This window comes from Kitasatospora sp. NPDC048540, from assembly GCF_040651175.1.
GTDB lineage: Bacteria > Actinomycetota > Actinomycetes > Streptomycetales > Streptomycetaceae > Kitasatospora.
In genome coordinates, this window is sequence record NZ_JBEZIR010000030.1 from 16,833 (window position 1) to 30,187 (window position 13,355).

Sequence of the window (13,355 nt, forward strand, 5' to 3'; positions counted from 1 at the left end):
ACGCGCAGCCCTATCCACCGGGCCCGCCGGGTCCTCCGGTTCCGCCGCCGCCTGTCGAGCCGTCACGGGCGAGGAAGATCCTGCGGGGCATCCGCAACCCGTTCTACGCCGCCCGGCAGGCCTTCCGTCCCTCACGCCCCGGCGTCGTGGACGACCCGGCGGTCCGCAGGCTCCAGCTGTGGCGGACCGTGCTCGGGGTCGCCGCATGGGTCGGCCTCATGGTCACCTACAACGCCGTCGTCAGCGCGGACGACGTCAAAGCCGCGGCGGACGACCGCCTCGACCAGAGCTGGACCAGCGTCCTGGTTCTGGTCTGCACCTTCCCCGTGGTGGTCGGCGCCTTCGTGGCGGCCGCGCGGGGCGGGCTTCGGCGGGTCTACCTGCGACGCGTCCTGCGCCCGATCGGCGCGGTGGCGGCCATCATGGGCTCCATGGGCACCTCCGCCCTCGCGATGGCACCGGAACTGGCCGGGCTGCGGGACGCCGTCGGGCTGCCCGGGAAGATCGCCATCGGGGTCCTGTTCGCGTGGTCGGTCTGCTTCGCCCTCTACGGCATCGGCCTCTCGCTCGTCCACGTCTTCCGTACCGCCGACATCCACGAGGTGGTGCCGCCGGTCCTCGCCGGGGTCCTGGTGTGGGAGATGGCGCTGCTCGACCTGACCACGGGTGCCTACCCCCAGGTCCCGGCGGGCGCCCGGATGGCGTTCATCCTCGGGGCGCCCGTCACCGTCACGGCCCTGTCCTGGTGGGAGCTGCGCCGACTGCGCCACCACCACGGACTGACGCTCCGCCGAGCACTCGGCCGCTGACGGCCGAACCGCCCGCGCCGCGGCACCGAGGGCGTTCCGCTCAGCGGCGGCGGGAAGGCCACCCGCGGCGGCGCCACCAACCGGTGCCCTCGGCAGGAGCGGACGCCGGGGCCCCGGGCGGTCGCGGAAGGGCGGGCGCGGGGTGCGGCGGGTGCGGCGGGGCCAGCCGTGCCGCCTCATCCGTCAGGCCGAGGACCGTGTACGCCTCGGCCAGGTTGCCGACGACATCGGCCCGCAGACCGGCATCGCCCGCCTCCTCCGCGAGGCCGACCGCCTCGCGCAGCAGCTCGACCGCCCGGTCCCGGTGGCCGAGCTGCCACAGCGCGCAGCCGTAGCCGTTCAGCGTGGCGGCCAGCCCCACCAGGATCTCGGGCGGGCGGAACAGCTCGCCAGCCCGCTGGAACGCCACCGTACTCATCAGCGGATCGCCGAGCGCGAGCAGCGCCGTGCCCTCGGTCAGCCGGGCCTCCGCCTCCGAGATCTCGTCCCCGATCGGCTGCCAGAAGCAGTTCGCGGCCTCCGCACTGAACTCGGCGGCCTCCTGGTACCGCCCCAACTGCAGCAGCACCTCGCCGAGGTCCTTCAGCGCGTGCGCCCGGCTGGGCATCCTCCCGCCCTCGCCGGCCAGGCGGTCCACGGCCGGCCGGAGGATCTCGACGGCCTCCTCGTAGCGGCCCTGACGGGCGAGCGCCCTGCCGAGATGCCCCAGCGCGACGTTCTCCCGGAACTTCTCCCGCGCCTTCCGGAAGCACTTCGCTGCCCGCCGCGCCGCGGCCTCCGCCTCCGCCAGGCGGCCCTCCTCCTGGAGGGCGAGACCGAGGAGGTCGAGGACCACCCCGGTCAGCTCCGCGTCACCGAGCGCCGCACTGTCCGACACCGACCGCTGCAGTATCGCGGTCCACTGCGGCAGGACCCGCCGCAGCCGCAGGTAGCCGCCCACCACGGTGGGCATGACGGCCGAGAGCCCCTGGTGCCCGGCGGCCTGCGCCCGCACGGTGGTGGCCAGCAGATTGGCGTACTCGTCGTCCAGCCAGGCGATCCCGCCGTCCAGGCTGCCCACGTACCGGGACAGCGGACCGTCGTTGCTCAGCGCGACGAGGTCGTTGAGGTTGAGCGCGGCCGCCGCGGCCGTCTCCACGTAGTAGGCGTTGAGCCGCTGCTCCGCCTCGGCGAGGTCCTCGCCCGCGTCGGCCGCGGCCAGCTCCTCCGCGTAGATGCGCACCAGGTCGTGGAAGCGCCAGCGGCCCCACCGCGGAGCCTCGATCAGGTGCGCCCGGGCCAGCGACTCCAGCCACCGGTCCGCCACCGCGTCCGCCAGCCGGCCGGCCGCCTCGGTGGAGACGTCCGGCCCGGCGTTGAGCGCCAACAGCCGGAACAGCCTCGCCTGTTCGGGCCGGAGCCGCTGGTACGAGAGGTCGAAGGCGGCACGGACGGTACGGTCCTCCCGGGACAGCGTGTCGAGCCGGTGGTGCGCCTCGGCCAGCTGGACGGCGAACGCGGCCAGCGGCATCACGGGGAGGTCGGCCAGCAGGGCCGCCGAGATCCACAGCGCGAGCGGCAGGTGGCCGCACAGATCGGCGATCCGCTCGGCCGAGACGCGGTCCCCGAGGACCGCCCGTCGGCCTCGCCGAGCACTCGCCGCACCAGCTCGACGGCCGCATCCGCCGGCAGCGGGCGCAGCACCGTCCGGGCCTCGCCGAGCACCAGGCTGTGCCGCGAGGTCACCAGCGCGGCGTGGTACCCGCCGGTCGGCAGCAGCGGCCGGGCCTGCTCCTCGCCCGAGGTGTTGTCCACCACGACGAGCAGCCGGCGCTCCTGCTCGGCGTACGCGGCGAGCACCGAGCGGTAGAGCCTGGTCAGTCCCTGCGCGTCCTTCGGCAGGTGGTCGTCGTCCGGCACGCCGAGCGCGCCCAGCAGCTGGGTGAGTGCCCGCTCGACCGGGAGCCGCAGCCGGTCGTTGTAGCCCTGCAGATCGATGATCAGCACGCCGCCGGGGAACCGGCCCTCGTCCTTCCACGCCCGCCAGGCGGCCTGGACCGCCAGCTCGGTCTTCCCGACCCCGGGCATACCGACGATCGTCACCACCGGGTGGTCTTCCAACTCCCCGACGATCCGCGCCAGTTCTTCCTCACGCCCGGCGAACGACGGGGTCCGGTCCGGCAGCCCGCTCAGCGCGGGCGTGATTTCCCGCGGCAGCGTGAGCTGGATCCGCTGCCCCTGGATCACCGTCCCGAAGAACACCCCGCCACTGATGTGGTTGCCCATCCCCACCCCTCAGCCCCGACTTCCCGCCCGAGCACCCCACGCTAGGCGGGGACACCGACACTCCGCCCCGTTTCGCCGCACTCCGGCACTCGGCTTGCCGCGCCCCGGCGTTCGGCGTGACGCGCTGTGGGGGAGGGTCAGCGGGCCGGGCCGGTGCCCTGGGGGAGCGAAGCCACCGCGAGAGCGACCGCTTCCTCGGGAGTGCCGGTGTGGGCGACGGCCTCGCCCCGGTCCCGTACGAGGTACCGCCCGTCGCGGAGCGGCTCGATCGAGTACCCGACCCGGACGTACGGGAGCTCGGTGCTGGAGGAGAACCAGAGGATGTAGTGGCTGGTGACCGGCCTGAGCCGACGGAGTTCCGGCCGGGCGTGCGCCGCCTCCAGGAGCGCGAGGCGACCGAGGGCGTGCGGGCCGCGGTCCCACGCGAACGGGGACCGGCGGACCGAGTCGATCAGGTGCCACCACGCCAGCTCGACCGGGTCGAGCGGCTCGCGCTCGTGGGCGAGGGCCCACTCCCCGAACCCGATGAACGGGGCAGCGGCCCGGGTCGCCTCGAGGCCGGCCCCGCTCGACCAGGCGGCTGCGCACCTGACCACGGCGTCCAGGTCCGGAGCGGCTCCGGAGGCGAGCCAGGCGTCCCGCAGACGACAGTGCACCCAGTAGCCACGCTCGTCCTGGAGGTCGCGCACGATCACGCGGCGGTCCCCGGCGGCGCCGTACTCCGCCCTGCGCTCCCAGTTCTCCTCCGGCGCGGGGAGGTCGAGGCCCAGCCGGGCGGCCGCGCGGCGCAGCGCGTCCGCGAGACTGGTGGCGGTCTCCGGCGGGGTGGGGAGGGGCAGCGAGGAGGAGGTCATCCGCCCAGTGTGCCGTGAGGTAGGGCGTCCGTTCGGGCGGGGGGGCCAGTGCGGATCAGTGGGGGGTCAGCGTGCGGTCAGGCGGGTGGTGGAGGCTGAAGACACGTCAGGGAGCTTCGAGGAAAGGGGATCCCGGGACTGGGAGAGGTGCCCGGAGCGGTTCATCGGGTGCCTGGCCGGCAACGGCCGAGCAGGGTCCTCCGGGGCCCGCGCAGGTTCGAATCCTGCCCTCTCCGCCCATGCAGTCCGGCCGGGGCCTGCCACCGCTGCCGGACGCGGTGCCAGCCGAGCAGGTAGCGGGCCACGCAAGCGCCGCGGCCCGAGGCGCCGCGATCACATTCCCGAGGGAGCTCAGCCCGCCGTGACCGGTCGGCGTGAGGCCGTGGACCTCCTTGTCACCACCGACGCCCCCTCAGACCGCCAAGAACCTGGCGACGCGTCACCGCGAACCCCGCCACCCTCCGCCCGGTCCCGCATCTCGGCGCCGCCGAACGGGTGCGGGTATCTCCCGGCCTTGGGGCGCGCCGTCGGCCCGCAGGGCGCGAGCTGGGGGACGATCGGCGTCGGGCCGATCCCGGCCTCCGGGGGGAGAGCAGACGCTGCGCAACGTGCAGGTCTTCACGGAGGAGGAACCATCATGGCGGGCAAGCCCGGCATCGTATTCGCTCACGGACTCTGGGCCGACGGGTCGTGCTTCGGCAAGCTCATCCCGACGCTCCAGGCCGAGGGGCACGAGGTCTTCGCCTCGCAGCACGGCCTCAACTCCCTGGAGAGCGACGTCGCGTGCGTGAACTTCACGCTCAACCACGTCCCCGGGCCGATCGTGCTCGTCGGCCACTCGTACGGCGGAACGCTGATCACCAAGGCGGGCACCCACGACCGGGTCGGCGCGCTGGTGTACATCGCGGCGCTCGGCCCGGACGAGGACGAGACCTCGCAGCAGCACCAGGCGCAGTTCGCCCCCACCCCGGTCTTCCAGCACCTCGAGGTCGCGGACGGGCGGTTGTGGCTGAAGGCCTCGGGTGTCCCGGACTTCTGCGGGGACCTCCCGGAGGCCGAGCAGAAGCTGGTGCTGGCGACGGGCGCGGTGCCGGTCGCGGACCTGTTCGACCAGCAGGTCCCGGGTACCGCCTGGCGCACGAAGCCCAGCTGGTACATCGTCGCCAACAACGACCGCACGGTGAACCCCGATCTCGAGCGTTTCGCGGCCGAGCGGATGGGCGCGAAGACCTACGACGTCGACAGCAGCCACGTCCCGATGCTGTCCCACCCGGACTTCGTCCTCGACGTGATCCGCGACGCCGCGAAGTCCCTGTAGGACGCGGCACCGGCCGGGGCGGGCCCCGCCCGCCCCGCCGCCGGGCGGCCGCCAGGTTGCCGTCGCCCCGTGACGGTCTGGCGCGTACGGAGCTGTGCGGCTGGGAACGTACGACGGTATGACCACGGGGGAGAGCGGGCGGCGCGACGCACAACCGCGGCCGGACCTGGTGCGGCGCTCGGCACCGTTCCTGCCCGCAGGAAGCGAGATCCGGCAGGCGTTCATCTGCCAGAGCGCGCCGAACTTCTGGTTCTTCGTCGTCACCTACCTCACCGGCCTGACGATCTTCCGGAACACCTACCGCTGTGTGGCGGTCACCCGGGACGCCATCTACGTACTGGAGAGCAGCAAGCTGTCCGGCGGCGCGAGCCCGCGGCGGCTCGCGGGCACGATGCCGCGCCACACCCGGCTCGGCCCGGTCACCGGCCGATGGGGGCAGCTGCAGATCCTCGGCGAGCGCCGCTGGGTCCACCGGCGCTTCCACGACCAGATCGCGGCCGCGGACCGCGAGGCGGGCCTCGCCCGGTAGATCCCGCCGCCGGCCCGGTCCCGGGCGGGGGCGGCAGCGCGGTGGGGGACTGCGCCGCGTACTGTCGCCGGATGGACGAACGGCGGGAGCGGGGGCACGGCGGCGGTCCGGAACACGGGCAGGCCGACGGACCGCTGGCGTTCGGCTGCGCCACCTGCGGCGCCCCGCTGACGCGGCCGCTCCTACGGATGCCGGCGGTCCCCGAGGCGCCGTACTACGCCTGGTGGGAGGCCGACGAACCAGGCCCCTCGCCCTCGACCGTGCCGTCCGGCCACTACGCGATCGAGACGGAGCCGTACGGCGCGCCCCTGGTGGTCGCCGAGGTACCCGGGCCGGTGATGCCACGCCACGGCGGCCGCTGGAACGCCGACGGCGAGCCGCTGGTGTCGCAGGGCCCGCGAGGCAACATCGTCATCAACCCGGACGACGCCCGCGGCCTGGAACTGAGGCACGCCTCGGCCGCCTGCTGCGGGCGCGACCCCGGACGGCGGTATGAACCAGCTGTGCGCCTGCGGAACCCTCGTCGCGACCCTCTCCTCCGACTGCTGCCTGCCGTACGAACTCCACCTCTCCGCCGCCCACGTCCGCGCCGTCCACCCCTGAGCCCGCCCCGGGGCCGCCGCTCGTATCCACGGGGATCTGGGACGAGTTCCCCGAACTCCGGTGGGAGGTCTGCCTGATCGTCTCGGAGTTGGCCGATGTGCCGCCCGCGCTGAGACGCGCGATCGTGAGGTTCCTGGCCCGGTAGGTCATAGAGGCCGGCTGCCGTCGGCGCCGCGGTCCCGTCCGCAGGTCAGGCTGCAGGCGAGCGAAGCAAGAGCGTTATGGCGCTCGAAGCGTCGGTTCTGATCTCGATCCTGACCTCTTCCGACCGTGTTCCGGGAGCGGGGTTGGTGGTTAGGGCCTGCGCAGTACGATCAACCACCTCACAGCGATCAGCGACCAGCAACCCGGAGATGGCCGTCTGCCCATGGTCTTCACGCTCGCGGAACACCCAGATCAACTCTTCGTCGAAGGTCGAACTTGCAGTGGTGAGACGAGCGCGGGCTCGGTGACGTGCTGGGATCTGGAGATACCCGGTCGGCCCTCGCTCGTCATCCGCGACACGTCATGGACCAACGGGGAGCGCGATGTCGTCCTGCACCGCACCGAGACGCTCCCGGAGATGCCGGCCCGTCTCACCCAGCTGTTCAATCGCGAGCGGGCCGGCATCCATCCGGTGAACGCCGACCGGCGCCGGATCCTGGCCTACCTCGCCGTCCCGGAGGACGGCCGGGATCGGCCGCGCCGACGACGGTCCCTCACCGTTCAGGAGCTCGTCACCGCCTGCAACGCGGCCTGGTTCGCGCAGCTTCTCGGTGCCGCGGGTGTCCGCCTGGCTTCCCCGCTCGATCCCCTCTCCGGCGAGCCCGGTCGGGGTGAGCACGAGATTCACTTCGACGTCGACGACACCTACACCCCCGTCCTCGCGTACGTCCTCACCCGGCTGGTCCCGACTCTCCGCAAGGTCGGCTGGCTCGCCGGGTACTGAGCGACGACAGGAGAGCGCCGGATCGGACCGCTGCCGCCGTACAGCGCCGGACGAACGGCTACGGGCACAGGAGTCCCGTCCCGTCGGCCCGGCGTCGGTCGAAGACCAGCCGGACCGCCGCGGAGCCCTCACCGACTGCCGTCGCGACGCGCTTGACGCTTCCGCTCCGCACGTCGCCGACGCAGAACACACCGGGGACGCTCGTCTCGAACGGCAGCGGTGCGCGACGGTCCGTCAGGCCGGTGTCCAGGTCGTGCCCGGCCAGGACGAAACCCTTTTCATCCGTGGACAGTTGGCCGTCCAGCCAGTCCGTGCAAGGGGTCGCCCCGATGAACACGAAGACCGCGGCGACCGCAAGCGCGGAGCGCCGGCCCGTGGCACGGTCGACGACCTCCAGGCCGGTGATCGCGGAGTCCGCCGTGAGGCCGACGGCTTCCGTGCGCAGCCGTACCCGGATCCTCGGGTTCGAGGCGATGGCGTCGATCAGGTACCGCGACATGGAGTGCTCGAGGTCCTCGCCGCGGACCAGCAGGTGCACCGGATCGGAGGTCCGGGCCAGGAACACGGCCGCCTGGCCCGCCGAGTTCGCGCCGCCGATCACCGCGACCGGCCGCCCGGCCGCGTTCGCGGCCTCGGCGACCGTGGCCGCGTAGTGGACTCCGTTGCCCTCCCAGGCCTCGACGCCGGGGACGGTAAGCCGCCGGTAGCGGGCCCCGGTGGCGACGATGACGTCACGCGCGCTGAACGACCGTCCGTCCTCGCAGGTGACGGTGTGCAGGCCCCGGTCGCTCGCGAAAGCGGTGGCGCGGGCGTTGCGGTGCAGACCGACCCCGAACTTCGCCGCCTGGATCACCCCGCGGGCGGCCAGCTCGGCGCCGGAGAGCCCGGCCGGGAACCCGAGGTAGTTCTCGATCCTCGACGACGTGCCCGCCTGCCCGCCGAACGCGGCCGCATCGAGGAGCACGGTCCGCAGCCCCTCCGACGCCCCGTACACCGCCGCCGCCAGTCCGCCCGGGCCGCCGCCGACCACCAGCAGGTCACAGGAGTCCCGGCCGCCGTCGTCACCCGCGCCGGCCGGCGGCTCCCCGAACTCGGCGGCGACATCGGCCGGCAGCGGATTGCGCAGCAGCGGCCGGCCGGGCACCAGCACGATCGGAAGGTCCGCCACGGGCACCCGCAGCTCCCGCAACAGCGCCTCGGCGTCGGGCTGCTCCTCCAGATCGATCCAGGTCACGCCCATCCGGTTGGCCGAGAACGCCAGCATGAGCGCCCGGCACCGCTCGTCGTACCGCGAGCCGATCAGCGTCAGCCCGGCACCCTTGCGCACCAGGTTCGCCCGGCGCGCGAGGAACGTCCGCAGGATGTGCTCACTGAGGTCGGCGTCCTGGGACACCAGCGTGCGGATCCGGTCCAGCGGGACCCGGAGCACCCGGCCGGGGCCGCTCGTCACACCGGTGAACCGCGCCCGTTCGCCCGTCAGCATGTCGAGCTCGCCCAGGAACTCAGCCGGCCCGTACGACGCGATCAGGCGCTCGTCCGGCTCGCCGAACCGCTCCACGACGTCCGCCGCGCCTTCGAGGACGACGAAGAAGTCGTAGGCCGCGTCGCCCGCCGCGAAGAGCACCTCGTCCGCGGCGGCGTGGTGTTCCGACCCGTGCGCCGCGAGCCGCCGCAACTGCTCCGCGGAGAGCGGCGACGCCGGGGTCCAGGCCGGATTCCCGCTCCGGCCAGCCTCGGTCCGACCGGCCTCGTTCCGGTGGAACCGGTGCATGCGGTGCCTTCTTTCACCCGGGCGGCGGCGCGGGAGCGTGCGCCCCTGGTCCCGAATCCTCCGCCGGATCCTCCACCGATTCACTCACCGAGGAGGTGAGAAGCAATCCGGATCCCCCGAACGGGCGAGCGACGGGTCCGCGCCGCCCCCTGAGCGGCCGACGTCCGGCCAGCCCTGAGGTCAGATGCCCGGGTCGTAGTCGGTCAGCGCCTTGCGCGCGCGGGCCAGCTGCTCCTGGGGCAGATCACAGGAACGCCGGGTCTCCCGGTCGAGATGCACCCCGGTCAGCACCGTGACGGCCACGACCTCGCCGGTCTCCGCGTTCTCCATCCGGTGGACGAAACGGATCACCTTGCTGCGCACCTCGAGAACCGCCGAGCGAACCATGACCAGGTCGCCCGCCCGCACCTCCTGCCGGTACGAGATCCGCTGGTCGACCGCGACCATGCCGCGGTTGCGGTCGCGCAGGTAGCTGGGCGTGATGCCGAGGCCCGCGAGGAGGTGCCAGGTCGCCTCGTCGAACTTGCCGACGTACCACATGACGTTCATGTGTCCCATGTGGTCGCAGTGCCACGGGTACACGGTCCCCTGGTAGGTGACCTCAAGCTCGGCGGCCATGGCTTCCTCGTCTTCGCTGCCTCGGAGCACGGCGCTCCCGGGCGGGGCGCAGGGCCATGTTAGCAACCGTTAACGTCGCGCCAGGGGCACCGGGCGAGGGATCTACGCCTCCCAGCGGACCCGGTGCCGGTGCCGGGTCGGCGGTACCACGGTGTCGTCACTGTCGTCGTACGGCGCGGCGGCCGCCGCGTCGAGGGCCCGGTGCAGGGCGGCGCGCTCGGCGGCCCGGGCGCGCCGTTCGTGGATCCGCCGGTCGGTGGCGGTCGAATCGTGCGTGTCCGCGTGGACGAGCTCGCGCACGACGACGTGGCGGCGTACCTCGGCGGGGATCCGGCGGCTCCCGGCCGTCCCGGCGGCGTCCGCGGCCGCGGCGGGGTAGCGCAGGTCCCGCGCGGTGATCACGCGCCACCAGGAGGTGACCGGCCCGGCGGGGGGACGCCCTTCCGGGAGCCGCTTCGTGGCGGCCGAGTAAGTGACGTGGTGCACGGTACGGGACACGGCGACGCACTCTACCCGGCGGCCGCCGCCCGGGACAGGACAATTCCGCGGCAGTGACAGCACCGCCCGTGGGACCGATGAGGCACCTACAGAAGCTCCCTGACGTGACCTCAGCCCTGCGAGGCGAGGGCCAGGTACTCGGGCGCGGCGAGCCGCAGGGCCAGGCGTACGACGGCGGGCCCTCCGGCTCGCCCGCCGCCCGGGGCCGGCAGTTCGGCGAGCTCGGCCTCGTCGTAGGCCCGTCCGCGGCCGGACATCGCCGGGTGCTTCTCCTGGTTGCCGCGCTGTGGGCCATCAGGACCGGCGGAGCCCGTCCGGCAGGGGCGGGGGCCGGCGACCACGGGACATCAGGGAGGCCGCCGACGGTGAAGTGCGGGCCTTGCCGATGTGGTTGTGCCAGCAGCCGATGGGCTTCGTGGTGATGCTTCTTCAGATGCTGAGTCGACTGGGTCAGTGGGCGGTGAATGCGGTGGCGTTCTCGGTCGCCCACTGGTGGAAGCTGCGCTCGGGCCTGCCGAGCAGGGTGCGGGTGGTGTCGGCGATCGGCGCTGGGCCGGCGCATGCGGCGGCCCACAGGGTGAGGAGCGAGCCTGCCATGGAAGCGGGCATGAAGCGGCGCATCTGCTGCTCGGCCTCGGCGTGGGTGATCGTCTCGATGGTGATGTCGCGGTCCAGGACACCGGACAGCATGGCGAGCTGTTCGCGGAAGGTGAGGGACTGGCCGCCGGTGAGGGTGACGGCGCGCCCGCTGAGGGCGGTGCCGGTCAGCGCCTCGGCTGCGATGTCGGCGATGTCCGCCGGGTGGATGGGCGCGAGGTGCGCGTCGGGGTAGGCGAGCTGGACCGGCAGGCTCTGGCGGATGAGGTGGGACCAGCCGAGGGCATTGCTGGCGAAGGCGTCCGCACGCAGGAGGGTGCAGGGCAGGCCGGAGGCGGTGAGGGCGCGCTCGACGCGCAGGTTGTGAGTGGCGAGCGGGTTGGTCTCGGCGTCGGGCGCCAGGACCGAGGAGGAGGAGAGCAGGACGATGTGCTCGACGCCGGCGGCCCGGGCGGTCTCGATGAAGGCGTCGATGCCCTCGGGCTGTGGGTAGAGGAAGACCTGGCGTACGCCATCGAGCGCGGCCGGGAAGGTTTCCGGCAGGTCGAGGACCAGCTCGGCGACCTCGACGCCGGTGGGGACGGTCAGTTCGGTCGGGTTGGCGCTGGCGGCGCGGACGGGCAGGCCGGCGGTGTGCAGGCGGCTCGTGACGGCCTGGCCGACCTTGCCGCGGGCGCCGGTGATGAGAACGGTCATGGAAACCCCCGAGAGTCATGATGCTGGTACGCAATGTTGCAATAGACACATGCATGCTTGCATGCACATAGTTTCATGTCAACACATGCCTTCTCGGGGTCACGGATACTACGATGGATGCATGACGACGAACGACGCGCCGCACGAACCGCGGTTGGCCGAGGAGCTGACGGCCGAGGAACTGCTGAACGCGGTGGGCCCGGCGTTCGGAAAGCTGCGCCGCACCTCACTGCTGGAGGTCGAGAACCCGATCTCGGCCAAAGACCTGAGTCGCACCCTGGTACTCGGTCTCGTCGCGGAGCACACCCGCGACTCCGAGAAGGAGATCACCGTCGGCGCCGTGGCCGAGCTCCTCGGCGTCGACCCCTCGGTCGCGAGCCGGATGGTCACCGACAACATCAAGGCCGGCTACCTGCTCCGAGCCGCCTCCCAGCAGGACGGCCGCCGTACCGTCCTCCACCTCAGTCCCGAGGGTGCCGAGTTGATGGCCCGCTTCCGCCGTCACCAGCGCGCCGCGTTCGAGTACATCACCGCCGACTGGGTCGAACGTGACCGGCTGGAGTTCGCACGCCTGATGCTCAAGTACGTGGATTCGCTGGGCCAGCTGAAGGAGCGTGGGCGGGCGGGGGAAGCAACGGGGCACTGAGCTGTGACGCAGTGCCGACCTTCCGGGCTGCTCGCTGATCGGCCCGCGCAAAGGCCGGTCGCCCGGCGGGTGTGGCGGCTCGCAGGCCAGGAACACGGCAGGAGTCCGTGGCCACCTGCTCTCCCCGCCGGATCCGGGCGGCAGGGTGTGTCGGCGCAGGGTGGCGTCCAGCATGGCCATCGCCTGGTGGGCGCGTACGGTTTCTGGCTCGCAGCTGCTTGATCACCTCATGGACGGTCGCGAGGCCATGCAACAAGGGGCTGCTGACACGGCCTCCACCGCCGGGGCGGTCTCGTCTCGCGGCAACCTCGTTGGCCGACCGGGCGACCGGGTGACCGGCCGCTCTGCTCGAAACGCCGGAGTGGCCGGAGCGGTACGAGAGCCCGCCGGTCGTTGCTGCGGTGCTGCGCAACGGCGCCGCCGGCCGCCGATGCCCGGGGTGGGCTTCGGTCGGCCGGGCGCTCACGTTCGCGCGGTCAGCGGAGTGCCGGTGCGTCGGCCAGCTGCCGGGGGGCGGTCGTCGGGGCGGTGGCGGGGGTGCGGAAGCCGCGGATGATGAGCCAGAGGGCGAGGGACACCTCCCAGGCGAAGACCGGCAGGGCCGCGGCCGTACCCGGGCCGGAGAGCTGACCGTAGAGGCCGAACAGGACGGCCACCGCCGAGGCGCAGATCAGCGGTCCGCCGATCAGTCCCAGGACGGTGATCGCCCGCGGTATGACCCGGGAGCGGTGGAGGAGTGCGGCCAGCAGGAGGGTGTTGACGCCGAGGACCAGGTTGGGGCCGAGCAAGAAGGTCCAGTCGTGGACCGCGACGAGGGCGCGGGCCGCCGCCGCCAAGGGCTGGGCGTCGGTGCCGTGCGCCGCCGCGTCCCGGTGCAGCGTCACCACCGCTAGCAGGCTGACCAGTCCGAGGACGATCACGACCGCCTCCAGCAGCCGGACGCAGACGTAGCCGAGGGCGATCCCCTCGTGCTGCCGGCGCAGGATGGGGAAGAGCATCACCCCGGTGCCCACCACCGCGAGCGCCAGCGCCACTTCGCACAGGGCGCCGAGCAGCACCCGGCCGTCGGCGCCCGCGCCGAGGACGTAGTCCGAGCCGCTGAGCAGGGGCCGGTACAGCGCCAGCCCGGCCATCGCGGTCACTTCGGTGATCAGGAACAGCACTCCCGCGGCCACGCTGTTGCGCCGGTCCGTCCGTCTGTCCGTCTGTCGGTCCGTGTTCAT

General features: G+C 73.0%; 14 protein-coding genes and 1 tRNA gene. 6 read left to right on the forward strand and 9 right to left on the reverse strand.

Annotated features, from left to right (window positions below; all coding sequences use genetic code 11):
- The first annotated feature begins 146 nt into the window (after positions 1-146).
- On the forward strand, positions 147-809 hold the full coding sequence (locus AB0D08_RS14620; protein WP_359888768.1) for a hypothetical protein: 663 nt from the start codon (positions 147-149) through the stop codon (positions 807-809).
- A 40-nt stretch (positions 810-849) separates the two neighbouring features.
- Here the strand turns inward: AB0D08_RS14620 and AB0D08_RS14625 are convergent, their stop codons facing one another.
- From AB0D08_RS14625 to AB0D08_RS14635, 3 genes are all read right to left on the reverse strand, one after another.
- Positions 850-2,319 carry a tetratricopeptide repeat protein gene (locus tag AB0D08_RS14625; protein WP_359888771.1) on the reverse strand — a complete coding sequence of 490 codons (1,470 nt, stop codon included), beginning with the start codon at positions 2,317-2,319 and terminating at the stop codon, positions 850-852.
- Positions 2,319-3,074 (reverse strand): ATP-binding protein, encoded by a 756-nt coding sequence (locus tag AB0D08_RS14630; RefSeq protein WP_359888774.1) that lies wholly within the window; start codon positions 3,072-3,074, stop codon positions 2,319-2,321. The genes AB0D08_RS14625 and AB0D08_RS14630 overlap by 1 nt, the downstream gene beginning before the upstream one ends.
- A gap of 137 nt (positions 3,075-3,211) precedes the next feature.
- Positions 3,212-3,928 carry a DUF6193 family natural product biosynthesis protein gene (locus AB0D08_RS14635; protein WP_359888776.1) on the reverse strand — a complete coding sequence of 239 codons (717 nt, stop codon included), beginning with the start codon at positions 3,926-3,928 and terminating at the stop codon, positions 3,212-3,214.
- A 141-nt stretch (positions 3,929-4,069) separates the two neighbouring features.
- On the opposite strand from AB0D08_RS14635, the gene AB0D08_RS14640 reads away from it, so the two are divergent.
- The 4 genes from AB0D08_RS14640 (at position 4,070) to AB0D08_RS14655 (ending at position 7,306) form a co-directional block, all read left to right on the forward strand.
- A tRNA-Cys gene (locus tag AB0D08_RS14640) sits at positions 4,070-4,164 on the forward strand.
- Positions 4,165-4,565: 401 nt separating this feature from the next.
- Positions 4,566-5,246 (forward strand): alpha/beta hydrolase, encoded by a 681-nt coding sequence (locus AB0D08_RS14645; RefSeq protein ID WP_033825184.1) that lies wholly within the window; start codon positions 4,566-4,568, stop codon positions 5,244-5,246.
- A gap of 118 nt (positions 5,247-5,364) precedes the next feature.
- A complete protein-coding gene (locus AB0D08_RS14650) occupies positions 5,365-5,775 on the forward strand; it encodes a hypothetical protein (protein WP_359888779.1) in 411 nt (136 codons plus the stop codon).
- Between the two features lie 970 nt (positions 5,776-6,745).
- The gene (locus tag AB0D08_RS14655) at positions 6,746-7,306 is read left to right on the forward strand and encodes a hypothetical protein (protein ID WP_359888782.1); all 561 of its coding nucleotides are present in this window, start codon (positions 6,746-6,748) and stop codon (positions 7,304-7,306) included.
- A gap of 58 nt (positions 7,307-7,364) precedes the next feature.
- Here AB0D08_RS14655 and AB0D08_RS14660 read toward each other — a convergent pair whose 3' ends face one another.
- The 5 genes from AB0D08_RS14660 to AB0D08_RS14680 form a co-directional block, all read right to left on the reverse strand.
- Positions 7,365-9,077 (reverse strand): FAD-dependent oxidoreductase, encoded by a 1,713-nt coding sequence (locus AB0D08_RS14660; protein ID WP_359888785.1) that lies wholly within the window; start codon positions 9,075-9,077, stop codon positions 7,365-7,367.
- A 180-nt stretch (positions 9,078-9,257) separates the two neighbouring features.
- The gene (locus AB0D08_RS14665) at positions 9,258-9,695 is read right to left on the reverse strand and encodes a thioesterase family protein (protein WP_359888788.1); all 438 of its coding nucleotides are present in this window, start codon (positions 9,693-9,695) and stop codon (positions 9,258-9,260) included.
- 102 nt (positions 9,696-9,797) lie between these two features.
- Complete coding sequence (locus tag AB0D08_RS14670) at positions 9,798-10,193, reverse strand: hypothetical protein (protein WP_359888791.1); 396 nt, start codon at positions 10,191-10,193, stop codon at positions 9,798-9,800.
- Positions 10,194-10,303: 110 nt separating this feature from the next.
- Positions 10,304-10,450, reverse strand: a complete 147-nt coding sequence (locus AB0D08_RS14675) for a hypothetical protein (RefSeq protein ID WP_158515644.1) — start codon at positions 10,448-10,450, stop codon at positions 10,304-10,306.
- Positions 10,451-10,643: 193 nt separating this feature from the next.
- Entirely contained in the window at positions 10,644-11,486 is an 843-nt protein-coding gene (locus AB0D08_RS14680) for an NAD(P)H-binding protein (protein ID WP_033825180.1), read from the reverse strand.
- Positions 11,487-11,607: 121 nt separating this feature from the next.
- Here AB0D08_RS14680 and AB0D08_RS14685 point away from each other — a divergent pair, with 121 nt between their 5' ends.
- Entirely contained in the window at positions 11,608-12,132 is a 525-nt protein-coding gene (locus AB0D08_RS14685) for a MarR family transcriptional regulator (protein WP_033825179.1), read from the forward strand.
- Between the two features lie 476 nt (positions 12,133-12,608).
- On the opposite strand, the gene AB0D08_RS14690 is transcribed toward AB0D08_RS14685, so the two are convergent.
- Entirely contained in the window at positions 12,609-13,355 is a 747-nt protein-coding gene (locus AB0D08_RS14690; protein ID WP_359888796.1) for a DUF4386 domain-containing protein, read from the reverse strand.

Coding starts and splice junctions, on each gene's coding strand:
- AB0D08_RS14625 (WP_359888771.1), bottom strand. CDS start 2,319: ATGCCGCTGGCCGCGTTCGCCGTCCAGCTGGCCGAGGCGCACCACCGG.
- AB0D08_RS14650 (WP_359888779.1), top strand. CDS start 5,365: ATGACCACGGGGGAGAGCGGGCGGCGCGACGCACAACCGCGGCCGGAC.
- AB0D08_RS14645 (WP_033825184.1), top strand. CDS start 4,566: ATGGCGGGCAAGCCCGGCATCGTATTCGCTCACGGACTCTGGGCCGAC.
- AB0D08_RS14690 (WP_359888796.1), bottom strand. CDS start 13,355: ATGAACACGGACCGACAGACGGACAGACGGACGGACCGGCGCAACAGC.
- AB0D08_RS14665 (WP_359888788.1), bottom strand. CDS start 9,695: ATGGCCGCCGAGCTTGAGGTCACCTACCAGGGGACCGTGTACCCGTGG.
- AB0D08_RS14660 (WP_359888785.1), bottom strand. CDS start 9,077: ATGCACCGGTTCCACCGGAACGAGGCCGGTCGGACCGAGGCTGGCCGG.
- AB0D08_RS14685 (WP_033825179.1), top strand. CDS start 11,608: ATGACGACGAACGACGCGCCGCACGAACCGCGGTTGGCCGAGGAGCTG.
- AB0D08_RS14655 (WP_359888782.1), top strand. CDS start 6,746: ATGGTCTTCACGCTCGCGGAACACCCAGATCAACTCTTCGTCGAAGGT.
- AB0D08_RS14675 (WP_158515644.1), bottom strand. CDS start 10,450: ATGTCCGGCCGCGGACGGGCCTACGACGAGGCCGAGCTCGCCGAACTG.
- AB0D08_RS14630 (WP_359888774.1), bottom strand. CDS start 3,074: ATGGGCAACCACATCAGTGGCGGGGTGTTCTTCGGGACGGTGATCCAG.
- AB0D08_RS14680 (WP_033825180.1), bottom strand. CDS start 11,486: ATGACCGTTCTCATCACCGGCGCCCGCGGCAAGGTCGGCCAGGCCGTC.
- AB0D08_RS14635 (WP_359888776.1), bottom strand. CDS start 3,928: ATGACCTCCTCCTCGCTGCCCCTCCCCACCCCGCCGGAGACCGCCACC.